This is a genomic window from Streptomyces sp. SX-6, assembly GCF_059089585.1.
The window spans coordinates 189,286-212,557 of the sequence record NZ_JBTHHU010000006.1; the positions used below are offsets into that span (position 1 = coordinate 189,286).

The 23,272-nt window shown below is 73.0% G+C and carries 19 protein-coding genes; 8 read left to right on the plus strand and 11 right to left on the minus strand.

The window, feature by feature from the left end; genetic code table 11:
* The first annotated feature begins 129 nt into the window (after positions 1 to 129).
* Both ACV530_RS09945 and ACV530_RS09950 read left to right on the plus strand, forming a co-directional pair.
* Positions 130 to 1,011: an ABC transporter ATP-binding protein gene (locus tag ACV530_RS09945; RefSeq protein WP_494332033.1), complete on the plus strand. Its 882-nt coding sequence runs from the start codon at positions 130 to 132 to the stop codon at positions 1,009 to 1,011.
* The gene (locus ACV530_RS09950) at positions 1,004 to 1,705 is read left to right on the plus strand and encodes an ABC transporter ATP-binding protein (protein WP_494331953.1); all 702 of its coding nucleotides are present in this window, start codon (positions 1,004 to 1,006) and stop codon (positions 1,703 to 1,705) included. Before ACV530_RS09945 ends, ACV530_RS09950 begins: the two co-directional genes overlap by 8 nt.
* Here ACV530_RS09950 and lysX read toward each other — a convergent pair.
* Positions 1,650 to 5,018: a bifunctional lysylphosphatidylglycerol synthetase/lysine--tRNA ligase LysX gene (gene lysX / locus ACV530_RS09955; protein ID WP_494331954.1), complete on the minus strand. Its 3,369-nt coding sequence runs from the start codon at positions 5,016 to 5,018 to the stop codon at positions 1,650 to 1,652. The two genes, ACV530_RS09950 and lysX, sit on opposite strands and share 56 nt — an antisense overlap.
* A 152-nt stretch (positions 5,019 to 5,170) precedes the next feature.
* Between lysX and ACV530_RS09960 the strand changes: the two genes are divergently transcribed.
* On the plus strand, positions 5,171 to 5,365 hold the full coding sequence (locus ACV530_RS09960) for a hypothetical protein (RefSeq protein WP_494331955.1): 195 nt from the start codon (positions 5,171 to 5,173) through the stop codon (positions 5,363 to 5,365).
* A gap of 13 nt (positions 5,366 to 5,378) precedes the next feature.
* Here ACV530_RS09960 and ACV530_RS09965 read toward each other — a convergent pair whose 3' ends face one another.
* Positions 5,379 to 7,586, minus strand: a complete 2,208-nt coding sequence (locus ACV530_RS09965) for a terpene synthase family protein (RefSeq protein WP_494331956.1) — start codon at positions 7,584 to 7,586, stop codon at positions 5,379 to 5,381.
* Positions 7,587 to 7,656: 70 nt separating this feature from the next.
* On the minus strand, positions 7,657 to 8,901 hold the full coding sequence (locus ACV530_RS09970) for a phosphodiester glycosidase family protein (RefSeq protein WP_494331957.1): 1,245 nt from the start codon (positions 8,899 to 8,901) through the stop codon (positions 7,657 to 7,659).
* 196 nt (positions 8,902 to 9,097) lie between these two features.
* Between ACV530_RS09970 and ACV530_RS09975 the strand changes: the two genes are divergently transcribed.
* A complete protein-coding gene (locus tag ACV530_RS09975; RefSeq protein ID WP_494331958.1) occupies positions 9,098 to 9,955 on the plus strand; it encodes a phosphatidylinositol-specific phospholipase C/glycerophosphodiester phosphodiesterase family protein in 858 nt (285 codons plus the stop codon).
* Here ACV530_RS09975 and ACV530_RS09980 read toward each other — a convergent pair.
* A complete protein-coding gene (locus ACV530_RS09980; RefSeq protein WP_494331959.1) occupies positions 9,903 to 10,400 on the minus strand; it encodes a hypothetical protein in 498 nt (165 codons plus the stop codon). The genes ACV530_RS09975 and ACV530_RS09980 overlap by 53 nt on opposite strands.
* 145 nt (positions 10,401 to 10,545) lie before the next feature.
* On the opposite strand from ACV530_RS09980, the gene ACV530_RS09985 reads away from it, so the two are divergent.
* Positions 10,546 to 10,905, plus strand: a complete 360-nt coding sequence (locus ACV530_RS09985) for a hypothetical protein (RefSeq protein WP_494331960.1) — start codon at positions 10,546 to 10,548, stop codon at positions 10,903 to 10,905.
* Positions 10,906 to 10,948: 43 nt separating this feature from the next.
* On the opposite strand, the gene ACV530_RS09990 is transcribed toward ACV530_RS09985, so the two are convergent.
* Together ACV530_RS09990 and ACV530_RS09995 are read right to left on the minus strand one after the other, a co-directional pair.
* Entirely contained in the window at positions 10,949 to 12,157 is a 1,209-nt protein-coding gene (locus ACV530_RS09990) for an SWIM zinc finger family protein (RefSeq protein WP_494331961.1), read from the minus strand.
* Positions 12,154 to 14,997: an SCO1167/SCO6262 family helicase gene (locus tag ACV530_RS09995; RefSeq protein WP_494331962.1), complete on the minus strand. Its 2,844-nt coding sequence runs from the start codon at positions 14,995 to 14,997 to the stop codon at positions 12,154 to 12,156. Before ACV530_RS09995 ends, ACV530_RS09990 begins: the two co-directional genes overlap by 4 nt.
* A 176-nt stretch (positions 14,998 to 15,173) precedes the next feature.
* On the opposite strand from ACV530_RS09995, the gene ACV530_RS10000 reads away from it, so the two are divergent.
* The gene (locus ACV530_RS10000; RefSeq protein WP_494331963.1) at positions 15,174 to 15,353 is read left to right on the plus strand and encodes a tail-anchor membrane protein; all 180 of its coding nucleotides are present in this window, start codon (positions 15,174 to 15,176) and stop codon (positions 15,351 to 15,353) included.
* Between the two features lie 4 nt (positions 15,354 to 15,357).
* Here the strand turns inward: ACV530_RS10000 and ACV530_RS10005 are convergent, their stop codons facing one another.
* From ACV530_RS10005 to ACV530_RS10020, 4 genes are all read right to left on the minus strand, one after another.
* On the minus strand, positions 15,358 to 16,368 hold the full coding sequence (locus ACV530_RS10005) for a TolB family protein (protein ID WP_494331964.1): 1,011 nt from the start codon (positions 16,366 to 16,368) through the stop codon (positions 15,358 to 15,360).
* Positions 16,365 to 17,642 (minus strand): MFS transporter, encoded by a 1,278-nt coding sequence (locus ACV530_RS10010; protein ID WP_494331965.1) that lies wholly within the window; start codon positions 17,640 to 17,642, stop codon positions 16,365 to 16,367. The genes ACV530_RS10005 and ACV530_RS10010 overlap by 4 nt, the downstream gene beginning before the upstream one ends.
* A 1-nt stretch (position 17,643) precedes the next feature.
* Entirely contained in the window at positions 17,644 to 18,543 is a 900-nt protein-coding gene (locus tag ACV530_RS10015; protein WP_494331966.1) for an alkaline phosphatase family protein, read from the minus strand.
* Positions 18,544 to 18,672: 129 nt separating this feature from the next.
* Complete coding sequence (locus ACV530_RS10020) at positions 18,673 to 18,960, minus strand: hypothetical protein (RefSeq protein WP_494331967.1); 288 nt, start codon at positions 18,958 to 18,960, stop codon at positions 18,673 to 18,675.
* Between the two features lie 275 nt (positions 18,961 to 19,235).
* Here ACV530_RS10020 and ACV530_RS10025 point away from each other — a divergent pair, with 275 nt between their 5' ends.
* The gene (locus ACV530_RS10025) at positions 19,236 to 19,649 is read left to right on the plus strand and encodes a roadblock/LC7 domain-containing protein (protein ID WP_494331968.1); all 414 of its coding nucleotides are present in this window, start codon (positions 19,236 to 19,238) and stop codon (positions 19,647 to 19,649) included.
* 100 nt (positions 19,650 to 19,749) lie between these two features.
* The gene (locus tag ACV530_RS10030; RefSeq protein ID WP_494331969.1) at positions 19,750 to 20,640 is read left to right on the plus strand and encodes a DUF6397 family protein; all 891 of its coding nucleotides are present in this window, start codon (positions 19,750 to 19,752) and stop codon (positions 20,638 to 20,640) included.
* Here ACV530_RS10030 and ACV530_RS10035 read toward each other — a convergent pair.
* Positions 20,618 to 23,131, minus strand: a complete 2,514-nt coding sequence (locus ACV530_RS10035; RefSeq protein WP_494331970.1) for a DEAD/DEAH box helicase — start codon at positions 23,129 to 23,131, stop codon at positions 20,618 to 20,620. The two genes, ACV530_RS10030 and ACV530_RS10035, sit on opposite strands and share 23 nt — an antisense overlap.
* Positions 23,132 to 23,272: the final 141 nt, after the last annotated feature.

A 23,272-nucleotide genomic window follows, 5' to 3' on the forward strand; every position in this document is an offset into this window, starting at 1 on the left:
CGGGGCGGAGCCCCGGACCCCCGCAACGCGGCTTCGCCGCGTTCGTCCTCAAGCGCCGGACGGGCTGGAGAATGCCGGGACGGGCTGGAATCCGTGCTGGACGTGCGCGACGTCAGCGTCCGCTTCCGGATGCGCGGCGGGCGGGAAGTCGCCGCCGTTACCGGGGCCGACTTCCGGCTCCGGCCGGGGGAGTGTCTTGCCCTCATCGGGGAGAGCGGCTGCGGCAAGTCCGTGCTCGCCTCCGCCCTGTTGGGGCTGCTGCCGGGCAACGCCCGTACCACCGGGCACGCGTACCTCGGCGACCTGGATCTCCTTTCCGCCGACGAGCGGACGCTCGCCCGCACCGTACGGGGCCGTCGTATCGGCCTCGTCCCGCAGAGCCCCTCCTCCCACCTCACCCCCGTCCGCACCGTGCGCTCCCAACTGCGCGAGACCGTACGGGAACTGACCGGCGTGCGCGAAGGGGAGCTCGCCGCAGCGGAACGGGCCGCGTTCCCCGCCGACCACCTCGACCGCTACCCGCACCAGCTCTCCGGCGGCCTCGCCCAGCGCGCGGCCCTCGCCCTCGCCCTCGTCGGCGACGCACCGCTGCTGATCGCCGACGAACCCACCACCGGCCTCGACCGCGAGCTCGTGGACCGTACGGCCGACGAACTGCGCCGCCACGCCGACGCGGGACACGCGCTGCTGATGATCACGCACGACCTCGCCGCCGCCGAGCGCATCGCCGACCGCGTCGCCGTCATGTACGCGGGGCGGATCGTCGAACTCGCCGACGCACAGGACTTCTTCGGCGCCCCCGGCCCCCGCCACCCCTATGCCCGCGGGCTGCTCGACGCCCTGCCCGAGCGGTCCTTCACCCCCATCCCGGGCATGCCCCCGGAGCTCGGCGCGCTGCCGCAGGGCTGCGCCTTCGCCGCGCGCTGCGGGCTCGCGACGGAAGTCTGCGCGACCGTGCCCTCCTTCGACGACGGGGTTGCCTGCCACCACGCGAGGAGCACACGTGCTTGAACTGCTCGACATCACCGCCGGGTACGACCCGCGCAAGCCCGTGGTGCGCGGGGTCTCGCTCACCGTCCACGACGGCGAGGCCGTCGGCCTGCTGGGCCCCAGCGGCTGCGGCAAGTCCACGCTCGCCCGCGTCGCGGCCCTGCTGCACCGGCCGTACGCCGGGACGGTGACCATCGACGGCACGCCCGCCCGCGGCTGGCGGCACCGTGCCCCGCGCGAGCAGCGCACCGCCTTCGGCCTGCTCTTCCAGCAGCCCCGCCTGTCCGCCGACCCCCGGCTGCGGCTGCGCGACCTGATCGCCGAACCATTGCGGGCGACCGGGCTCCGCGACCGGGCCGCGGAAAGAGTACGCGCACTGGCCCCGTCCGTCGGCCTGTCGGAGGAACTGCTCGACCGGCGTCCGCACGAGGTCAGCGACGGCCAGCTGCAGCGGGCCTGCCTCGCCCGCGCGTTGGCCCTGCGCCCGCGCTGGCTGATCTGCGACGAGATGACCGCGATGCTCGACGCGTCGACAACTGCCGCGCTGGTGGCGGTCGTCGAGGACTACCGGCGCGAGAGCGGCGCGGGGCTGCTCGCCGTCGGGCACGATCCGGTGCTGCTGGAGCGGTGGTGCGGCCGCGTGGTGCGCTGGGAGACGCTCACATCCGCCGCACCAGCGGGAACGGCAGCGTCTCCCGGATCGACAGACCGGTGAGGAACATCACCAGCCGGTCCACCCCGACGCCGAGCCCGCCCGTCGGCGGCATCGCGTACTCGAGGGCCCGCAGGAAGTCCTCGTCCAGCTCCATCGCCTCGGGATCCCCGCCCGCCGCCAGCAGCGACTGCGCGGTCAGCCGGCGGCGCTGCTCGATCGGGTCGATCAACTCGGAGTAGGCCGTGCCCAGTTCGGTGCCGAACGCCACCAGGTCCCAGCGCTCCGCCAGCAGCGGATCGGAGCGGTGCGGCCGGGTGAGCGGCGAGACGTCGGTCGGGAAGTCCTTGTAGAAGACGGGCAGCGTGGTGTGCTCCTCGACCAGCCGCTCGTACAGCTCCAGCACGATGTCCCCGCGCCCGTGCTCCGGCCGGTGCGGCACCCCCGCGGCGTCGCAGTGGCGGCGCAGGACCTCGACCGGCGTGTCCGAGCCGATCTCCTCGCCGAGCGCCTCGGACAGGGCGCCGTGGACGGTCTTCACCGGCCACACGCCCGAGATGTCGTGCTCGACGCGCTTGCCCGAGGCGTCCGTCCGCACCGCGATCTGCGCCCCGTGGGCGGCCGTGGCCGCCTCCTGGATCAGCTCGCGGGTCAGGTCCAGCATCACGTCGTAGTCGGCGAAGGCCTGGTAGGCCTCCAGCATGGTGAACTCGGGGTTGTGCTTGTAGGAGACGCCTTCGTTGCGGAAGGTGCGGCCCATCTCGAAGACCTTCTCCAGACCGCCCACACACAGCCGCTTGAGATACAGCTCGGGGGCGATGCGCAGATACAGGTCGAGGTCGTAGGCGTTGATGTGGGTCGTGAACGGGCGGGCGTTGGCGCCGCCGTGGACCTGCTGGAGCATGGGCGTCTCGACCTCCAGGTAACCCCGGTCGAGCAGCCCCTGCCGCAGTGCCTGCACCGCCGAGCTGCGGGCCCGTACGACCCGGCGGGCCTCCGGCGACACCGCCAGGTCCACATAGCGCATGCGCACCCGGGTCTCGGGGTCGGCGAGGCCCCGCCGCTTGTCGGGCAGGGGGCGCAGGCACTTCGCGATCATCCGGGCGCGCGTGACGAAGACGGTGAGCTCGCCCCGGTCCGTGGTGCCCACCTCCCCCTCCGCCTCGAGATGGTCGCCGAGGTCGGTGTGGGCGGTGAAACGCCGCAGCAGCTCCGGGCCCGAGCCGTCACGGGTGAAGGTGAGCTGGAGATCCCCCGACCAGTCGCGCAGCACGGCGAAGGCGACACCGCCGTGGTTGCGGATCAGCAACACCCGCCCGGCGACGGTCACTTGCTCGCCCGTACGGGCGGAGGACGACAGGCCCGCGTGGGCCGCGCGGATGCCGGCGAGGGTGTGCGTACGGCGGGCGTCGACCGGATAGGGGTCGACGCCCGCCGTACGCAGCCGCTCGAGCTTGTGCCGGCGCACCCGCACCTGCTCGGGCAGGCCCGCCAGTTCGTCCGCCACCAGCGACCCGGCGGCCTCGGCGCCGAAGCCGAGCTCGGACAGCGGCGGCAGGCCCTCCGTGGAGGTCGGGCTGACCAGGCCCTTGGCCCGTCCGCGGCCCCACATCTTGCCCAGGCTCGGCACGGACACGAAGCCCTCGGCGATGCCGGAGGCCAGCCCGATCCGGGCGAGCGCGCCCGCGTCGGCGTAGCACAGGAACCGGGGATGCCACTCCGGGTTGTACTTGACGTTCGAGCGGTAAAGAGCCTCCAGCTGCCACCACTTGGAGAAGAACAACAGCAGCTTCCGCCACAGCCGCAGCACCGGCCCGGCACCGATGCGCGCACCCTCCTCGAACGCCGAGCGGAAGACCGCGAAGTTCAGCGAGATGCGCTTGATGCCGAACCGCCCCGCCTGCGCGCACAGTTGGGTGACCATGAACTCCATCACGCCGTTGGGAGCCGTACGGTCACGGCGCATCACGTCCAGCGAGACGCCGTCCCGCCCCCACGGCACGAAGGAGAGCAGGGCGATCATCGTGCCCTCGGCGTCGAGCGCCTCGACGAGCAGGCAGTCACCGTCCGCGGGATCGCCGAGGCGGCCCAGCGCCATCGAGAAGCCGCGCTCGGTCTCGGTGTCCCGCCAGGCGTCCGCGCGCCGGATGACCTCGCCCGTCTCCTCGTCGGTCAGTGCCGAGTGCCGCCGGATGCGCACGGTCGCGCCGGTGCGTTCCACCCGGTGCACGGCCTGCCGGGTCACGCGCATCTCGCGGCCCTCGAGGTCGAAGGAGGCGACCTGGAGGATCGCCTCGTCGCCCAGTTGGAGCGCGCCGAGCCCCGAGCGGGCGTAGACCTTCGCGCCCACCTCGCTCGCACCCATCACGGCGGGCTGCCAGCCGTACCGGCCCGCGAGCCGCAGCCAGGCGTCGACGGCCGGCGTCCAGGCCTCGGGGTCCCCCAGCGGATCGGCGGAGGCCAGGCAGACACCGGCCTCGACCCGGTAGGTGACCGCGGCCTTGCCGCTGGGGGAGAAGACGACCGCCTTGTCCCGGCGGGTGGCGAAGTAGCCCAGGGAGTCCTGCCCGCCGTAGCGGTTCAGCAGGGCGCGGATGCGCGGCTCCTCGTCGTCGTGCAGGGCCGCCTCCAGCCGCTGCGAACGGAAGAGCGTCGTCGTGGCGTTGAGCAGGGCCAGCGCGCCGAGCAGGCCGAGGACGAAGAACACCCAGTGCGGCGGGTGGCCCGTGAAGTGCCGCGCGCTGACCAGGCCGCCGCACACCTTGTTGGCGACGAACAGCAGACGGTTCCCGGCACCGCGCTCCAGCGAGCCGGGGAAGAGCACCACCAGGCCCCAGCCGACCAGCGTGGCGGCGGCGAGACCGGCCACCAGCACCAGCACGGCGCGCAGGAACGCGCCGGTCCGCACCTGCGCGTAGAACTCCCGCCGGGCCAGCACGAGCAGGGCCATCGCGGCCACCGACAGCACCAGCGAGGGGATCGTGTCCCAGTAGCCCACGGCCAGCAGCAGCGCGTCCGCCAGCACCAGCAGCGCGAGGTACGCCAGGACGAACCAGAGCGTGACCCGCTTGCGGGCGGCCATGGCCGTCGCGAGCAGCAGCAGGAAGACCGCGTACGCCAGGTTCGGGGCCGTCGGGACGGTCAGGGTGTCCAGGGCGTCGGTCAGCGGGTGCGCCGCCCGCCGCAGGGGCGGGATCAGCGCGGTGACGGCGCAGAACAGGCCGAGCAGACCGAAGAAGAACGCGAACCCGTCCGGCACCCGGTGCAGGAAGCGGCACCACGCTGAATATGCGGAAGCGGGCTCACCGGCCTTCGCCGCGTCCTGTGATGTCCTCGGCACGGTGGCGGGCTCGCGCTCCCCGGCTGTGCGGATCATTCCGTCAGCGTAGGCAAGCCCGGGACGGCGTGCCTGTCGAGCGTCCGAATCGGTGAATAGATACCCGAACGGAGTATGTCCACTGTATGGGCCGAAGTCGTGTGATGCGCGAGACTGGGCGGACGATCGCCGCTCCGCCGAGGAGGTACGCCATGGCCGTTTCGGTCTCCGTGGTTCTGCTTCTTGTGATCCTGGCCGTGGTGTTCCTCCGCAACGGAGGACTGAAGATGTCGCACGCACTGGTCTGTGTCCTGCTGGGCTTCCTCCTGGCGAACACGAGCGTCGCACCGACGATCTCCAACGGCATCTCCGCCACCGCCAACCTCGTCAGCGGCGTACGGCCCTGACCTCACCGGGACCTCACCCGCTCACGACGGCCGCCGCGAGCCGGACGGCCGACGTACCGATGCCGGTGGGGCCGCCGGCCGGCCGCGCGGGCATCGGCACGTCCGCCGCACGGTAGCGGCCCGTCACCGAGGACCACCGGTGGTCGCCCGCCAGCCACGCCCGCAGGCCGTGCACATGGGCCTCGACCCGCCGGCGCGCCGGGCCGTCCAGCCCGTGCTCCTCGACCGCCGCGGGCAGGTCGTGCGCGACGACGTACTGGAACTGCCGCAGCCGGGCCGTCGCGAGCGCGTCGACCACCTCGGCGGCCCGCACCGCACCGGTGTCCAGGAACCGCTGGACGACCAGGACGCCGTTGTTGTGCTCGCCCTCGTCCTCCATCTCCTTGCGGTACGAGACGATGTCGTTCCTGAGCGGGCTGATGTCGCTGAAGGCGGAGGCCAGTTCGGCCATGGCGGCACAGGAGAGGAATTCGGCCGGGACCTCCTCCTCGGCCAGGGCCTGTCCGGCCAGCGCGAGCGAGAAGCTCGTCCCGGCGGTACGGCGGCGCATCTCGATGTAGTCCACCGGATCGGGGATCCGGTCCTGGGCGAGATTGGCCAGCTCCCACAGGAAACTCGCCGCGAACTCCCGGACGCAGCCCGGCAAAGCGGTGCGCAGGGCGGGCGGCAGGGCGGTCGCGCTGCGCACCCAGAGGTCGGCGAGCCCCCGCTCGGGAGGCAGTACGGGCTGCGGCATGGCGGCCGGGTTCTCCGGCATGAAGGTCATCAGCCGTTCGGTGAAGGCCCGCGCACCCGCGGTGTCGCGCGTCCGCTTGAACGCGTCGACGAAGAAGTCGTCCAGGTAGAAGGCCCACACGTGCCAGTCGTTCACCAGCTCCAGGAGATCGACGGGCACGTCGGGGTGGGTGAGTGCGGTGAAGAGGGCGTAGTCGTGCGCGTCGACAGCGTCCGCGCTCCACACGGGAGTGTCGAGCATGCCCATCGCGCGGGCCCAGCACCGCGCGTGGACGCGCAGGGCCGCCAGGTGCGGGCTCTGGCGGGCCTCGTACGGCATGACGAACCGCGGCCTGTGGTCCGGGAGCGGGGGACGGGCGCCGGCGCGGCCGAAGAGCCGGGCGGCGGCCGTGCCGATCCCGGTGGGCCCGCCCGGCAGCAGCCGGGCCACGACCCCCGAGGGCGTCGCGGCCCCCTCGTTCATATAGCGGCTGGAACGCAGGTGCCACTCGTGCCCGCCCGCCTGCCAGTCCTGGAGGCCCTTGACGTAGCCGGCCACCCGGGCCCGCTCGGTGAGGTCGAGGCCGAACTCCTCGAAGAGCGGCGGGAGTTCGGTGAGGGCGGTGTTCTCGAACTGGTGCAGGCGCGAGGTGAGCAGGTCGCCCACCACGTTCGCGGCATGCTGCGGATCACAGCGCAGGAAGCGCTCCACGACCAGCACGCCGTTGTTGAGCTCGCCCTCGACGCGGGTCTCGCGCTCGTACGAGAACAGGTCGTTGCGCAGATGGACGCTGTCGGAGAAGGTGTCGACGAGGACGCGCAGCGGGCGGGTGCCCACGACGCGGGGCGGTACCTCGAGGCCCACGGAGTACTCGACGAGCCCGGTGGACCACGGGGCGCCGCCGACCTTGCGGCGCATCTCCACATAGTCGATCGGGTTCGGCACCCGGCGGGACTTGATGTTGGCCAGCTCGCGCAGGGACTCGTCCAGCAGATGGGCCGTGTACCCGGCGAACCGCCGCCGCCACCGCGCCGACATCACCGGCGTCGTGCGCGCCCACAGGTCGGCCAGGCCCCGCTCCACCGGGTTGGCGGGCTCCGGTGACGGCCGGGCGGGGTCGAGCGGTATGAAGGCGGGCAGCCGGGCCAGATGCTCGCGGGCGCCCGCGACATCCCCGGTGCGCTTGAAGGCCTCCAGGAAGTGGTCGTCGAAGAAGAAGACCCACGTGTACCAGTCCGTCACCACCTCGAGCCGGGGCCCCGGGGCGTCCGGGTGCGTGTACGAGGTGAGCAGCGCGTAGTCATGGGCGTCGAACGCGGCCTCGTCCCACACGGCCGGACCGCTCCCGTCCCCGGGGGCACCGATCATCTGCATCGAGCACGCCCACGCCTTGGTGTGCGCACGGGCCGCCTCGAGGTGCGGATTGAGCCGGGCCGGATACGGCAGGTAGAAATCGGGCAGTTCGTACGGACGCATGCGCCGGAACCCGCTTTCCGTCACGGACATGACCCGACGACGCTAACAGCGCGTTCCGGCACATGGGATCACTCGATCGAGTGGGAATAATCCGACGGTCTCAGCGTCGGACGAACACGCCGATTCCATTGGCGACGGCCCGCTCGGCGCCGCCCGACGGATGGTTGCGCGCCACCGCGTGCGTGCTGTGCGGACCGCGGGTGACCAGGGTGCTCGACCCGCCCCCGTCGAGGTTGAACGCGTCGACCGCACCGAGCTTCCGCATGGCGCCCGCCAGTTCGGCGAGGGTCAGCCCGGCGCGATAGGCCGCACGGCCGTCCAGCGCCAGCAGGTACAGCCGCCGTCCGCCGTCCGCGAGGCCCGCCGCGGTGCGTACGGCCGCGGTCGACCGGTCCAGACCGGCGAGCGGACGGCCGCCGCGCAGCAGCGGAAAACCGCCCAGCGCGCACCGCAGGGTCCCCGAGTGCCGGGACCGCAGCCGCTCCTCGACCTCCAGTTCGTCGCCCACCTCGAGCTTGCGCAGCTCCCGCGCACCCTGCTCGCGCCCCACGAGCACCACGGAACCCCGGGGGATCGTCCCCTTGCCCGGCGTGCTCCGCACCGACGCCACCCGGCCGTTCCTCACGGTCACTTCGGCCGTCCGGTCGCTGCACCGCGCACCCCGGTCCGTGTCCGTGCCGCACGTTGCGCGCAGCCGTGACGCCTTGCCCCACGCGGACGTGTACGCGCCGATGCCGTCGACCGGCAGCGCGTACTGGTTGTAGCCCCGCAGCGGCAGCTCGTCCTCCTCCTCGGTGCGCACCACTCCCTCCAGCCACAGCCGGTCCAGCCTGCCCACACGGTCGTCGCCCACGCCCAGGACGTCCTCGGTGGTGACCCCCCGCGGCATCTCCGGCCCGAAGCGCTGGCCGTCCGGCACCGCCGCCTTCAGCGCGTGCCCGCTCGCGACGGCCGGGCCCACCGGGGCCCCCGTCGCCTCCACACCGGGGTGCTGCGCCTCCGCGATGTTGAAGAAGTCCCCGTTCACCCCGCCCACGGCCCCCTCGTGGTCGGCCAGCCGGGACACCGTCTCCCGGGCCCCGACCACGCCCGGGTACAGCAGGTCCACCGATACGTGGCGGTTCCGTAGATCGACCGTCAGGAGATGCCCGAACACCGGGCCGTGGGATCCCTTGAGCGAGAACTCCCGGTATGTCACCCCGGGGCCGACCGCATCGGCGGCCCCCACCCGCAGTTCATGATCGCTCGCGGCAGCGGCGTGTGCCGTGCCCCCGCCACCGATCAGCGACACCCATGCCACCAGAACCGACAGCACCGCGCGCCCGCGGCATCCGCGTCTCTTCACCGTCACCCCAGAGGAAACGTCAACTCTTCCAGGACACATGGGCCTTCATACTTCCCCGAAAAAACGTCAGGGAACGTCCGGACGTCGATCGGGGCAACTCTCGGCACGTCTCTGTCGAACGCCTCTGCGGGCCTCGATACTCACAGGCAACGGCACCCCGCTCACCATTCCGCTCGCCGCACCGGGAGGCACTGCCATGACCTCGCACTCGCGCCGCGCCGTCGTCGTCACCCTCGGGGCCGCTCTCGCGGGCTCGTTCGCGGGCCCCGCCCTCGCCGACCCGGGACGTACGGAGCGGCGCGGCAAGCCCCCGCTGCGACACGCGCACGCGCACAACGACTACGAGCACCGGCACCCGCTCACCGAGGCCCTCGAGCACGGCTTCAACAGCGTCGAGGCCGACATCTGGCTCGTCGGCGACCAGCTCCTCGTCGCGCACGACGCCGACAAGCTCGACCCCCGGCGCACCCTCGAGTCGCTCTACCTCGACCCGCTGCTGCACCGGGTGCGAGCCAACCACGGCCGGGTCTACCACGGTTACGACCTCAGCCTGCAACTGCTCATCGACATCAAGTCCCCCGGCGGCCCCGCCTACCGCGAGCTGTCGCGGCACCTGCGCCGCTACCACTCGATGCTCAGCGCCTGCGCGGGCGGGCGGGTCCACCGCGGTGCGGTCACCGCCGTGATCTCCGGCGACCGGGGCGCGCGGGGGCCGATGGAGGAGGAACGGGTGCGGTACGCCTTCTACGACGGGCGGCTGGAGGACCTCGGCACGGGTGTGCCCGCCTCGTTCACCTCGCTCATCAGCGACAACTGGAGCACGAACTTCATCTGGCGGGGCAAGGGCCCGATCCCCGTGCGGGAGCGGGCCGCGCTCCGGCGCATCGCCACCACCGCGCACGCGGCCCGTCAGCAGGTGCGGTTCTGGGCCACCCCGGACCGGCCGGGCCCGGAGCGCGACGCGCTCTGGCGCGAGCTGCTGCACGCGGGGGTCGACTACATCAACACGGACGATCTCGCGGGTCTGGAGGCGTTCCTCCGCGCAACTCGCTGAGCACCCGGCGCACCGCGGACTCGGGGACCTCGGGCAGCAGCAGCGCCACGGCGTGCAGCAGCTTGCCGAGCAGGAAGGTGGTGTCGGGCGTCGCGCGGACGAGCTCGCGCACCGCCTCCGTGTCCTCGTGCCACACGGATTCCAGCAGTACCGCGACATCCGGTGCGGCCTCCTCGTCCGTCTCGACCCAGCCCGGGTCCTCCGGCGTCCGGCGGGCGAGGTGCCGCAGCACACGGTCCCCGACCTCGGGGCGGTACGCCTTGCGGACGGCCTCGTTCGCCACCCAGACGAGCGCGGAGACGAGGTCCCTGGCCTCCTCGGCCGCCATGCCGGAGGGCAGGCAGTCGTCGAACGCCTGTTGATTGCCGTGCCGGAAGGCCAGCAGGAGGTGTGCGGCTCTCGCCTTCGCCTCGGTGACACGTATCTGGGTAATCTCGGCAGTCATCCGGCAAATCGTACTGTCGGTGGATCATTCCGCTGGTAGCGCCACGCGGGTGGTGCCATGGCGGAATGTCATGGTCCGGCGCGGAACGTGTGGCAGTACGGTCGCCGCCGGTCCGCGCGCGGCCGGGTGTGGGGAGCCTGACCGTATGGCCACCCCACCGCACCCGCCCTCGTACGGACCCTCCGGGAGCTACGGCCCGCCGTCACGGCCGCCGGGCGGCGGGAGGTGGATCGCCGTCCTGCTGCTCGTGCTGCTCACGGTGGCCGGTGTCGCCGTGGCGGTGGTGCTGTTCGCCGGCCGCAAGGGCGGGGGCGGGACCGACCGGGGGCCGTCGCCGAGCGCGTCGAGCGGACCCTCGGTGCCGACCCCGTCATCCCCGTCATCCCCGTCGCCTCCGTCGTCCTCGCCGTCTTTCCGGCTCCCGAGCGGCTTCCCGTCCGAACTGCCGTCGGGACTGCCGTCCGAGCTGCCGAGTGACTTCCCCACGGCCTTGCTTGCGCGTTAGGGCCTGTCCGGCGGTGCCGATCCGGCCGCAACCACAGCCGAAGCTAGCCGGACGCGGCAAGCGCTGCCGCCGGATCGCGGTCGCAGGGGCCCGCGGGTTCCCAGTGGCCCGCCTCCTTGCGGTACGGCCACCAGTTCCCGTCACGCCCGTAGCGCAGTTGCACGTTCTCGCCGTCCACCGTCCAGCGGTTGTGCGTCCCGTGCAGTGCGGGGGCCCGGTCCTCGTCGCCCCATGCGGCGGCGAGGCGGGTGCGGGCCTCGGGGCCCGGGGTCCACTCCTCCTCCAGCACCTCGAGCGCGGCGGCGCCACCGTATCCCCAGGCCCTTACGGCGCGCGGCAGTTCACCGGGGTAGCCCTCCGCGAGCCGGGCGGCGACGGCGGCGGGCGGGCCGGACGCCGCCAGGCGCACCGCGTCCTGGCGGACGGTCAACGGCCGCGGTACGGGTGTCCGTTCGTGGCCCGGCGCGAGGGCCTCGGCCAGCAACTGCCGTGCCCGGCCCGCCGCGTCGGCGGCGAGGAACCGCAGGGCCTCGGGGTCGAGCCCCGGCCCGGGCGGCACGTCGCCGGTCAGCACCGGGGGCAGGCCCGGGGCGTCCACCGCCGGGGCGGGCGCGGGCAGGGGCTGGACGAGGGCGCGCAGGGCGAACGCCTCGAGCGCGGGCACCCCGGCGAGCGGCTCGCGGGGCGTACTGCGCGCCTGGAGCTCCTCGAGCAACTCCCGCTCCGCACGCCCGCGCAGCAACAGCAGGACGAACGGGTCCCGGTCGAGCAGCCGCGCGACCTGATGGCACAGCGCCGCCGTGTGCGGGCAGTGGTCCCACGCCCCGCAGGCGCACTCGGGCTCCAGGTCACCGATGCCCGGGAGCAGGTCGACGCCCGCCGCCCCGGCGTCCTCGACGAGGTGCGGCGGCATGTCGCGGTCCAGGAGGGCGGCGATGTGGCCCGCCCGGTCGGCCACCACGTCCAGGAACCGGTCCCAGTCGGCGTCGTCGAGCCGCTGGACGACGACGTCCGCGCGGACCGGCGTGCCGTCGCGGTCGCGTACGACCGCGGTGATCCGGCCGGGGCGTACGGACACCGCGCCGACCGCGCCCGCCCGGGCATGCCTGCGCCCGGCCTTGATGACCCGTTCGCCGTCCAGCGCGGTGTCCTCCAGAGCCTTGAGCCACGCCCGGCCCCACCAGCTCTGCGCGAACCCCTGCCCGCGAACGGGCGGGAGGGCGTCGAAGGTGCGTTCCATCGCCTCGGTCATCGGTCCGTCCCCCTCAGTGCCACGAGCTCCGCCAGCTCGGTGTCGGTCAGTTCGGTCAGCGCGGCCTCGCCCGCCTCGCCCAGCACGGCGTCGGCGAGCGCCTGCTTGCGGACGAGCATCTCGGCGATGCGGTCCTCGACCGTCCCCTCGGCGATCAGCCGATGGACCTGGACCGGCTGTGTCTGGCCGATGCGGTAGGCGCGGTCGGTGGCCTGGGCCTCGACGGCGGGGTTCCACCAGCGGTCGAAGTGCACGACGTGCCCGGCGCGGGTGAGGTTCAGCCCGGTGCCCGCCGCCTTCAACGACAGCAGGAAGACCGGGACTTCACCGTCCTGGAACCGGCGCACCATCTCCTCGCGCCGCGCGACGGGCGTACCGCCGTGCAGGAGCTGCGACGGGATGCCGCGTGCGGCCAGGTGCTGCTCCAGCAGCCGCGCCATGCGGACGTACTGGGTGAAGACGAGCACGCTCGCGTCCTCGGCGAGGAGGGTGTCCAGGAGCTCGTCCAGCAGCTCGAGCTTGCCCGAACGGCCGCCGGTCCGGGGCTCGTTCTCCTTCAGGTACTGCGCCGGGTGGTTGCAGACCTGCTTGAGCCCGCCCAGCAGCTTGACGATCAGACCGCGCCGCTGGAGGCCGTCGGCCTCCGCGATCTCCGCGAGCAGCTCGCGCACCACGGCCTCGTACAGGCCCGCCTGCTCCTTGGTGAGCGCGACGGCGCGGTCCGTCTCGGTCTTCGGCGGCAGTTCGGGCGCGATGCCGGGGTCGGACTTGCGGCGGCGCAGCAGGAACGGGCGGACGAGCGCGGCGAGCCGCTCGGCGGCGGCGGGGTCGGTGCCGCTCTCGACGGCCTGCGCGTGGCGCCGCCGGAAGGTGCCGAGCGAACCGAGGAGCCCCGGCGTCGTCCAGTCGAGGATCGCCCACAGCTCGGACAGGTTGTTCTCGACCGGTGTGCCGGACAGTGCGACGCGGGCCTTCGCGCCGATCGTGCGCAGCTCCCTCGCCGTCGAGGACCAGGGGTTCTTCACGTGCTGGGCCTCGTCCGCGACGACCAGGCCCCAGCCGGTGTCCGCGAGCCGCCGCGCGTCCAGCCGCATCGTGCCGTACGTGGTGAGGACGAACTCGCCGTCCGCCACGCCCTCCAGGGTCCGCGCGGCGCCGTGGAAGCGGCGCACCGGGGTGCCGGGGGCGAACCGCTCGATCTCCCGCTGCCAGTTGCCCAGCAGGGAGGCCGGGCAGACGACCAGGGTCGGCCCGGCGGCACCGGGCAGGGTCTGGCGGTGCAGGTGGAGCGCGATCAGGGTGACCGTCTTGCCGAGGCCCATGTCGTCGGCCAGACAGCCGCCCAGGCCGAGCGAGGTCATCCGGTGCAGCCAGTCGAGGCCGCGCAACTGGTAGTCGCGCAGGGTGGCGGCGAGTGCGGCGGGCTGTGCCACGGTTTCCCGGTGGGCCTCGGGGTCGGCGATCAGGTCGCGCAGGGCGGCGAGTCGGCCGGTCGCCCGTACGCCGACGGTCTCGTCCCCCTCGCCGCTTTCCGCCGGGGCGTGGCCGGTGAGGGCGGCGCCCAGGGCCTCGACCGGGGTCATCTTGCGGTCCTGCCGGTCCCGCGCGCGGCGCAGCGCCGCCGGGTCGACGAGCACCCACCGGTCGCGCAGGCGCACGACGGGGCGGCTCGCCTCCGCCAGCCGGTCCAGCTCCTCCCTGCTCAACTCCTCGCCGCCGAGGGTGAATTTCCAGGCGAAAGCGAGCAGTGCGTCCGCGGAGAGCACGGACGGCAGGCCCGAGCCGAAGTCCTGCTCGTCGTCCGGTGCGCCCACGACGGCGCGGGTGGTGAGCCGGCGTACGAGGTCCTTCGGCCAGTGCACCTCGACCTCCGCGGCGTCGAGGGCCGCGGAGGCCGGGCCGAGCAGCTCGCCGATCTCGTCGTCGGCGAGGTCCAGGGCGTCGGGAACCGCCGCCGAGAGCAGAGGGGAGAGGACCGGCCAGGCGTGCGCCGCGCGGCGCAGGGCGAGCAGGGCGTTCATCCGCGCGCCGCGGCCGAGCGCGTGCCCGCCGGACCACACCCGGGCGGCGTCCGTGACGAGCGCCGGGTCGGCGAGGCTGTGCAGCTGGGGCACGGCACGGAAGCGCGGGCCGTCATCCGGGTCCTGCTCGAGTGCCTCGACGCGCAGCGAGAGCCGCACCCCCGCGTCGTGCCCGGCGGCGATGCCGGCCGCCCAGGCGCGGTGCTCCGGCAGCCGCCGCGGTTCGGGGTCGGCGAAGGCGCGGCTGCCCGCCGCGAGGGCGGCGGCGGGGGAGCGGGGCAGGCCGTCGGCCACGGCGTCGAGGAAGGCGCGTACGAGCCGTTCCGGGTCCGGCAGCAGCGGCGGGTCGCTGCCCGGGACCGGTACGGCGTGCGCCGTCGGCGGCATCGCGTCGGCCAGCTCGCGGATCCGGCGCAGGTCGTCCGCGGAGAGGGGGCCCGCCCGCCAGCTGTCGTGGTCGGTCGCGGTGAGCCCGGGCAACAGACGCCCCCGGGCGGCCAGTTGCAGGGCGAGCACCGCCACGGTGCCCCAGAAGACGGCCGATTCGTCGGCCTGTGCGGCGCGGGCCCGGGTGAGGACGGGCAGTGCGTCGCGTACTGGCAGGACGACGGCCCGTACGGTCGTCGTGGTGACGCCGGTGCCGTCGGGGATGGTGAGCGACAGCTCTTCGGCGGTGCCGTGCGGGTCGTGCGGGTCGGGCAGGTCGTCGTCGGGCCGCCAGAAGGCGACGCGGCCCGCGCGGGCGGGGTCGCCGGGGAGGAAGACGGCGGAGCAGTGGGCGAGGCGGGCGGCAGGGAGTGGAGTCACGATGCTGCGCATTCCTCAAATTTGACTAGCTGGAGCCGGAGCGGCAAAGGGTACAGGAGCCGATCCGGGGGCGAGGGCCTGATGGGGGTGATCCGCGTCACTCCACGGTGGTGGAGACTGGGAACTGGGCCCGCTCGCCGGGCGTTGTGGGGATGGGGATGAGGAGCCGTTGCGCGAGGAGGCAGGAAATGAGCAACAGGGCCAAGGTCGCCGTCGGTGGTGTGGCGGTGGGAGTCCTTCTGCTGTGGCTGGTGGGGTTCTGGCCGGCCGTGCTGGTGATGGTGGGCGTGCCGGTCGGCGCGTATCTGCTGCTGGACCCCTCGCAGCGCAAGCGGCTGCGGAGCGTCTCGCGCAAGCGGCTGAACTGAACCGCTAGAACGCCGGGGCGAGAGCCGCCTTCATCAGGAGCCGGGGCCTGCCGGAGCCGTCCGCGGGGACGGTCCACAGGTCGCTGCCGTAGTCGCCGGGCAGCGAGTAGACCAGGGTGTGGCCGTCCTGCCAGACGGCCTGGTCGTCGACGTTCCGCTGCTCGGCGGTGGCGCTCTCGCGCAGGGTCCGCAGATCCAGGACGTACAGCCGCCACGGCGCATCGGACGAGGCGCCGCGGACGCGCTTCTTGTAGGCCATGCGCGTGCCGTCGGGGGAGAGGGACGGGCACTCCACGTTGGCGTGGAGCGAGCGGAGGGTCCGCTCGCCGCGGTCGCCCTGGACCAGATAGGTCTGCCCGCCGGTGGCGACGGTCGCGTAGAAGCGGGTGTCGTCGGCGAAGGTGACGCCCCAGATGTTGAGGTCCTGCGCCTTGTGGGGCCGGCTGTCCAGGTAGAAGCGGTAGGTCTCCAGATCGCGGTCCAGCGCGCCCGAGCGGACGTCCACGATGGACGTACGGGTCGAAAAGGCCGTCCCCGCATAGGAGTCGCCGCTGACGAAGACCGTCCACGCGGCGCTGCGGCCGCTGGGCGAGACCCGGGTCCGGGTCGGGATGCCCGCCAGGCCGTAGTGGCGCAGCTCGTGCAGATGCGCGTCCAGCACGACCGCACGGTAGGTGTCGCGGAGTCCGCCGTGCACCGCCTGCAGGCAGGCCCCGGTGCCCCCGGCCGTATGGAAGCGCAGACAGCGCACCCCGGAGGAGGTCCGCGGGCCGGTCGGGTCCGCGGCGGCGACGGAGGAGAGCTCGTCGCGGTGCGGGCCCCAGGCCATGTTCCGGAAGACGCTGCGGCCCGGCGTGCCCAGCACGACCTCACCGGGCCGGACGGACGGGCCGCCCGCCTGGACGCGGTCCTTCTCCGCGGCCCGTCCGGCGGCGTGCAGGGTCGCGACGGCCGCGATGCCGCCCAGCACCAGCACGGCGGCGATCAGGACCAGGATGCGGTGCGTACGGTTCAACGGGCGCCTTCCGGTTCGGTGTTGACGGACGTACGGCGCAGCAGGACCGCGCCGATCGCGGCGGACACCGCGAGCCCGGCCGCCGCCGCGCCCAGCGCCGTACGGTCGCCCCAGGCGGTCCAGGCCGCGCCGAACGCGATCGAGCAGACGAAGCGGGCCCCCGCCTGGCCCGTCTGCACCACCGCGAGCCCGCTGCCCCGGACCTCCTCCGGCACCGCGTCCGCGGTCGCCGCGGCGAGGACCCCGTCGGTGGCCGCGTAGAAACCGCCGTGCAGGGCGAGCACCCCGCACGCGAGGGCGGGGGAGCCGCCGGGCGAGGCCACGAGCAGCCCGTACGCGCCGAGCAGCGCGACGTGGCCGCACAGGAACAGCCGCCGGCGGCCCACGCGGTCGGCCACCACCCCCAACGGCACGGCCAGCAGCAGGAACGCGGCGGAGGTGCCGACCGGCAGCAGCGGGAACCACGACTCGGACAGGTCCAGGCGGCGTTGCAGGGTGAGGTAGAGGAAGGAGTCGCTGACGGTCGTCAGGCCGAGCAGCACCGCACAGCCGGTCAGCCGGCGCACGGCGGCGCTCCGCAACAGCTCGCGCACCGGCGCGCGTTGTGCCCGCTGTTCCGCCGGAGCGGTGGTACGCCCCGGGACGAACAGCAGGAGGACGAGCACGCCCAGCGCGGCCACACAGCCGCTGACGGTGAAGACGGCGTCGTACCCCCCGGCGGCGACCCGCAGGATCAGGAACGCCGTCACCGGGCCGAGCAGCGCCCCGGCGGTGTCCATCGCGCGGTGCGCCCCGAACGCCCGCCCCCGGGCGGCCGGTTCGCAGGCGAGCGAGATCATGGCGTCGCGCGGCGCCGTGCGCAGCCCCTTGCCCGTGCGGTCGGCCGCGAGGACGGCGCCGATCAGCGGCACGGTGTGCACGGCGAGCAGGAGCGGCTTGCACAGGGCGGAGAGGCCGTAACCGGCCACCGCCACGGCCTTGTGGCTGCCGCCATGTCTGTCGGAGAGCCGGCCGCCGACGAGCCGGACGAGGGTGCTGGCGCCGTTGTAGATCCCGTCCAGCAGCCCGAAGCCGAGCGGCGACAGGCCGAGTCCGGTGACCAGGTAGAGCGGCAGGACGGCGGTGACCATCTCCGAGGAGACGTCGGTGATCAGGCTGACGGTGCCGAGGGCGAGCACCGTGGCGGGGACGACGGCGGCCCGCCGCCCGGGGCGGGTGCCCCGGGCGGCGGTGCCGGGCGCGGGAGGGGAGGTGCGGCCGTCCGCGAGGTACACGTCAGCTGTTCCAGATGCCGGTGATGTCCTTGCCGTTGGCGGCGTTCCCGGCGTGGGGGAGGCCCTGCGAGTCCTCGAGGGTGCGCAGGACGTCGTAGTGGTTGTAGGTGGCGTCGGAGCTGGAACCGGCCCTGACCGGCTGCCCGTAGAGCACCGTCGGGATGCGGTTGCCGCTCAGCCGGTTGTCCTCGTCGAAGGTGAGCAGGAGCAGGCTGTTGTTGCTCTTGGCCCAGTCGGCATAGGACTTGAGGTTGTTCTTGAGCCATGTGTCGCCGGTGGCCACGTCGCAGTCGTGCATGTCGTTGCACAGGTTCGGGACGACGAACGAGACCGTCGGCAGCGTGCTGTAGTCGCTGGGGAAGGCGTCGAAGGTGTGCGCGGTGCTGAGCGGAACGTTGCCGAAACCGAACCAGGGGTTGTGCTTCTGCGCGTAGTCGCCGCTTCTGCACTCGGTCGAACCCTCGGACGGCAGCGACTCGTTGTAGCTCGCCCAGGTCTTGCCCGCACCGGTGAGCTCGGAGGCGAGGTTGGGCGCGTTGCTGAAGCCGATGTCGACGCAGCTGTCGTCGGTGACGCCCTGGGTGTCGCCGGAGAACAGCGCGTAGTAGTTCGGCTGGCTGGGGTGGGTCTCGGCGTAGGACTGCGTCAGGTTGGCGCCGCCTGCGACCAGGGAGTTGATGTACGGGGCGGCGGAGGAGCCGATGACCTGGCCGTAGGCGTGGTTCTCGAAGACGACGACCACGATGTGGTCCGGGGTGGGCACCGCGGCGTCCGCCGGGGATGCGGCGGAGTTCGAGGCCCACAGGCCGACGGAAGCGGCGGCGAGGCCGAAGGCCGTGGCGAGGGCGCCGAGATGGCGGCGGTGCGATCGGCGGGTGCGGGGGGCTGTGGTGGCGGACACGGGGCCTCCGTACGGGGGAGGAAGGTGGCTGCGTGGAGGGGGGAGGTGCGCGTGCGGTGGCAGCGTAGGACCGGCATGCTGGCATGTACACGTCTTGATGGTGACGGGTGGGCGAGCGTTGTGTGACGGTCAGGCGGCGGGCAGGCCGAGCAGCCTCCGGGTCACCGTCAGCGGAGGCTCGTCGTATTCGCGGGCGAGGGCGATCACCGCACGGCACGCGAGTTCGTGGACGCCGAAGCCCAGCGCCTCGGGGGAGACCCAGCGCGCCGCCTCGGCGCTCCTGTCCTGGTCGTCCTCGGCACAGGCCGCCACGTACACGGCCGCGGCCTCGAAGAGGTTGGGCTGCCGGGCCGGGCCCCGCGGCACAGGCCCGGACTCCCCGGCGTGCTCGGCTCCCTTGCGCAATCGCTTGAACACGCGGATCACCTGCCCCCGTGAGCGGCTTTTCCTGCGGTTGTCCAAGTGTTCCCGGCGGTCGGGCAGTTGAATCTTCGGTCAAGGGGAGGGAACGGATGCGCGTCCACGCGTGCCTGCTGCGATGCGCCGGGTGGCCCGTTGTCGTAGAGGAAACTCGACGGTTGCCGTAGGAGGGCGGCCCCCGACGGGCCGGTGCGGGACGGCCGGGTTGCCGACGGGTCCCGGGTGAGCAAGGCTTGCACGGCAGTTCGGGAACCGTGAGACGGGGAGGGCGTATGGCGCTCGGCAGGGAGCTCGGTGCGATGCTGGACGACTTGTCCCGGCGGGCCGAGGACATACGGCACGCGCTGGTGCTGTCCGGCGACGGGCTGGTCACCAGCGCGAGCACGGGCCTGGAGCAGGAGGACGCCGAGCATCTGGCCGCCGTCGCCTCCGGGTTGCACAGCCTCGCCAAGGGGGCCGGGCGGCAGTTCCGGGCGGGCCGGGTACGGCAGACGATGGTCGAATTCGACGGCGGGGTGCTGTTCGTGACCTCCGCCGGTGACGGCGGTTGCCTGTGCGTCCTCGGGGGCGAGGGGGCCGACATCGGCCGGGTCGCCTATGAAATGACGCTGGTGGCCCAGGACATCGCCGCCCGCGCGGACGCCGAGGCGTCGCGCGAGAGCGAGCAGCCGGAACCCGGGTGCTGACCTGCGGTTCCCGCCGACGGCCCGCGCGGGCCGGGGGCGTTGTCACACCCCGCATCTAAAGTCGTCACCGTAAGTGATCGACCGATTGCGGGAGGGTGTCATGGAAAGTGTTGCGCTGAGTCGTGCGGCCCGGGAACTCGGGCTCGGGGCGGGCGAGTTCGAGCTGGCCGTGCAGCTCGGGGAGGTGCGGACCGTCGCGTCGGGTCCCGGCGGGAGACGGCGCGTCCCGCGCGAGGAGATCGAGCGCCATACGTCCGGCGAGGGGCACCCCGATGCGCTGCGGGCCCGGCTGTGGACGGTCGGCACCGCCGAGGGTGCCGAGTTGCTCGGCATCAGCCTGTCGCGGTTCACCCGCCTTGCCCGAAGCGGCTGTTTCACCCCGGTGCGGTTCCATGTCAACCGCTACCGGGCCGTGGTCTGGCGGTATCTGGCCGCGGATCTCGCGGAGTTCGCCGACACCTGCCCCCATCTCCTCGCGGGCCGGCTGCCCGACCGGCTGCGCGCCGGGCTGGCGGCGGGGGAGGACCGGCGGGCGCGCTGCTGGCGGGCCCTGCGCCTCGACCAGTTGATGGCCGGGGCCGAGGACCCGTGGGAGTGCGCGGCCGTCCATGCCGCGGCGCTCGCCCCGGAGCAGGTGGCCGCCGCCGTCCCCGACCCCGCCGAGCGGGCGTACGTGAGCGCACTCCGCCCGGCCCTCGCCACGGTCCGGGCGAGCACGGACGCGGCCCGCGCCGTTGTCGGCGCGGTGGTGCTCGCGGCGGACCCGGACGAGATCGAGTGGCTGCGCAGTTGTCTCGCCTCCGCGGTGGAGGAAGCCCGCGAGATCCGGCCCGCGCCGAGGGCGGATGAGCCGGGGACGGGTGAGCCGACGGCGGACGAACCGCCGCCGACGCCGCCCGCGGTGCCGCCGCGCCGGGGGCGCCTGCGGCCCCGGCGGCTCCGGTGGCGGCTGTGGGGCAGGGCGCGCCCTAAAGCTGGCCGACGTCCATGACGCGCACCACCGCACGGCCCTCCTCGTCCGAGGCGGCGAGGTCGACCTCGGCGGTGATGCCCCAGTCGTGGTCACCGGACGGGTCGGCGAAGGTCTGGCGCACGCGCCACAGCCCGTCCTCCGGCCGCTCCTCGATCCGCAGCAGCTTCGGGCCGCGGGCGTCGGGGCCGGTGCCCAGGTCGTCGTACTCGTCCCAGTAGGCGTCCATGGCCCCGGCCCAGCGGTCCTCGTCCCAGCCGGACTCGGCGTCCATCTCGCCGAGTTCGGCGACCTTGTCGAGCGCGGCCAGCTCGACGCGGCGGAAGAGGGCGTTGCGCACCAGCACCCGGAAGGCCCGGGTGTTGGCCGTGACCGGCTTGACCTGGTCGGCGCGCTCCTGCGCCTGCTCGGCCGTCTCCTCCTCGGGGTTGGCCAGCTGCTCCCACTCGTCCAGCAGACTGGAGTCCACCTGACGCACCATCTCGCCCAGCCAGGCGATCAGATCCTCGAGGTCGTCGGACTTGAGGTCGTCCGGCACGGTGTGGTCCAGCGCCTTGTACGCACTGGCCAGATACCGCAGCACGATGCCCTCGGTCCGCGCCAGGTCGTAGAAGGAGGTGAACTCCGAGAAGCTCATGGCCCGTTCGTACATGTCACGAATGACGGACTTCGGCGACAGCGGGTGGTCGCCCACCCACGGGTGGCTCTTGCGGTAGACGTCGTACGCGTGCGTCAGCAGCTCCTCCAGGGGCTTGGGGTAGCTGACGTCCATGAGCCGCTCCATGCGGTCCTCGTACTCGACGCCCTCCGCCTTCATCGCCGCGACCGCCTCGCCGCGCGCCTTGTTCTGCTGCGCGGCCAGGATCTGCCGGGGGTCGTCCAGCGTGGACTCCACCACCGAGACCATGTCGAGCGCGTAGGAAGGGGATTCGGGATCGAGGAGCTCGAAGGAGGCCAGCGCGAAGGTGGACAGCGGCTGGTTGAGCGCGAAGTCCGACTGGAGGTCGACCGTCAGCCGCACGATCCGGCCCTCGGCGTCCGGCGTCTCGAGCCGCTCGACCACACCGCCGTGCAGCAGCGAGCGGTAGATCGCGATCGCCCGGCGGATGTGCCGCAGCTGGTTCCTGCGCGGCTCGTGGTTGTCCTCCAGCAGCCGCCGCATCGCCTCGAAGGCGTTGCCCGGCCGGGCGATGACCGACAGCAGCATCGTGTGCGTGACCTGGAACCGGGAGGTGAGCTGCTCGGGCTCGGAGGCGATGAGCTTCTCGAAGGTGCTCTCCGTCCAGTTGACGAAGCCCTCGGGCGCCTTCTTGCGAACCACCTTGCGGCGCTTCTTGGGGTCGTCGCCCGCCTTCGCCAGGGCCTTCTCGTTCTCGACGACATGATCGGGCGCCTGCGCGACCACGAAGCCCGCCGTGTCGAAGCCCGCCCGGCCCGCCCGGCCCGCGATCTGGTGGAACTCCCGCGCCCGCAGCGTGCGCACCCGCTGGCCGTCGTACTTGGTCAGCGCTGTGAACAGCACCGTGCGGATCGGTACGTTGACCCCGACGCCGAGCGTGTCCGTACCGCAGATCACCTTCAGCAGGCCGGCCTGGGCCAGCCGCTCCACCAGCCGCCGGTACTTCGGGAGCATCCCGGCGTGGTGCACACCGATGCCGTGCCGCACGAAACGCGACAGATTCCGGCCGAACTTGGTGGTGAACCGGAAATTGCCGATGAGCTCCGCGATCCGGTCCTTCTCCTCGCGCGAGCACATGTTGATGCTCATCAGCGCCTGCGCCCGCTCCACGGCGGCGGCCTGGGTGAAGTGCACGATGTAGACGGGCGCCTGGCGGGTCTGCAGCAGCTCCGTCAGCGTCTCCGTCAGCGGCGTCGTGCGGTACTCGTACGACAGCGGCACCGGCCGGGTCGCCGAGCGCACCACGGACGTGGGCCGCCCGGTGCGCCGGGTCAGGTCCTCCTCGAACCGGGACACGTCGCCGAGCGTCGCCGACATCAGGACGAACTGCGCCTGCGGCAGCTCCAGCAGCGGAATCTGCCACGCCCAGCCCCGGTCGGGCTCCGCGTAGAAGTGGAACTCGTCCATCACGACCTGGCCGATGTCCGCGTCCTTGCCGTCGCGCAGGGCGATGGAGGCGAGCACCTCGGCGGTGCAGCAGATGACGGGTGCGTCGGCGTTGACCGAGGCGTCGCCCGTGAGCATGCCGACGTTCTCGGTGCCGAAGATCTTGCACAGGTCGAAGAACTTCTCCGACACCAGGGCCTTGATGGGCGCCGTGTAGAACGTCACCTGGTCGTTGGCGAGCGCGGTGAAGTGGGCCCCGGCCGCCACGAGGCTCTTGCCCGAGCCCGTCGGCGTCGACAGGATCACGTTCGCCCCGGAGACCACCTCGATCAGCGCCTCCTCCTGCGCGGGGTAGAGCGTGATGCCCCGCTCCTCGGCCCAGGTCGAGAAGGCCTCGAAGAGGGCATCGGGGTCGGCATGGCTCGGCATCTGATCGATAAGGGTCACGCCTCCATACTGCCTGGCCCCTGGCCGGATCCGACAACCGGCCGGTCAATCGAAGATCATCGGGCGCTACGCTGAGTTGCCGACCGGTCGTCAAGAAACTGGTAGCCACGTGACAAAAATAAGCAAAAGGGGTGGACGGCG

What these genes read in the sequence shown, in the direction of transcription:
- ACV530_RS09945 (WP_494332033.1), top strand. Translation starts at nt 130, where the DNA reads ATGCGCGGCGGGCGGGAAGTCGCCGCCGTTACCGGGGCCGACTTCCGG.
- lysX (WP_494331954.1), bottom strand. Translation starts at nt 5,018, where the DNA reads ATGATCCGCACAGCCGGGGAGCGCGAGCCCGCCACCGTGCCGAGGACA.
- ACV530_RS09960 (WP_494331955.1), top strand. Translation starts at nt 5,171, where the DNA reads ATGGCCGTTTCGGTCTCCGTGGTTCTGCTTCTTGTGATCCTGGCCGTG.
- ACV530_RS09965 (WP_494331956.1), bottom strand. Translation starts at nt 7,586, where the DNA reads ATGTCCGTGACGGAAAGCGGGTTCCGGCGCATGCGTCCGTACGAACTG.
- ACV530_RS09975 (WP_494331958.1), top strand. Translation starts at nt 9,098, where the DNA reads ATGACCTCGCACTCGCGCCGCGCCGTCGTCGTCACCCTCGGGGCCGCT.
- ACV530_RS09980 (WP_494331959.1), bottom strand. Translation starts at nt 10,400, where the DNA reads ATGACTGCCGAGATTACCCAGATACGTGTCACCGAGGCGAAGGCGAGA.
- ACV530_RS09985 (WP_494331960.1), top strand. Translation starts at nt 10,546, where the DNA reads ATGGCCACCCCACCGCACCCGCCCTCGTACGGACCCTCCGGGAGCTAC.
- ACV530_RS09990 (WP_494331961.1), bottom strand. Translation starts at nt 12,157, where the DNA reads ATGACCGAGGCGATGGAACGCACCTTCGACGCCCTCCCGCCCGTTCGC.
- ACV530_RS09995 (WP_494331962.1), bottom strand. Translation starts at nt 14,997, where the DNA reads ATGCGCAGCATCGTGACTCCACTCCCTGCCGCCCGCCTCGCCCACTGC.
- ACV530_RS10000 (WP_494331963.1), top strand. Translation starts at nt 15,174, where the DNA reads ATGAGCAACAGGGCCAAGGTCGCCGTCGGTGGTGTGGCGGTGGGAGTC.
- ACV530_RS10025 (WP_494331968.1), top strand. Translation starts at nt 19,236, where the DNA reads ATGGCGCTCGGCAGGGAGCTCGGTGCGATGCTGGACGACTTGTCCCGG.
- ACV530_RS10030 (WP_494331969.1), top strand. Translation starts at nt 19,750, where the DNA reads ATGGAAAGTGTTGCGCTGAGTCGTGCGGCCCGGGAACTCGGGCTCGGG.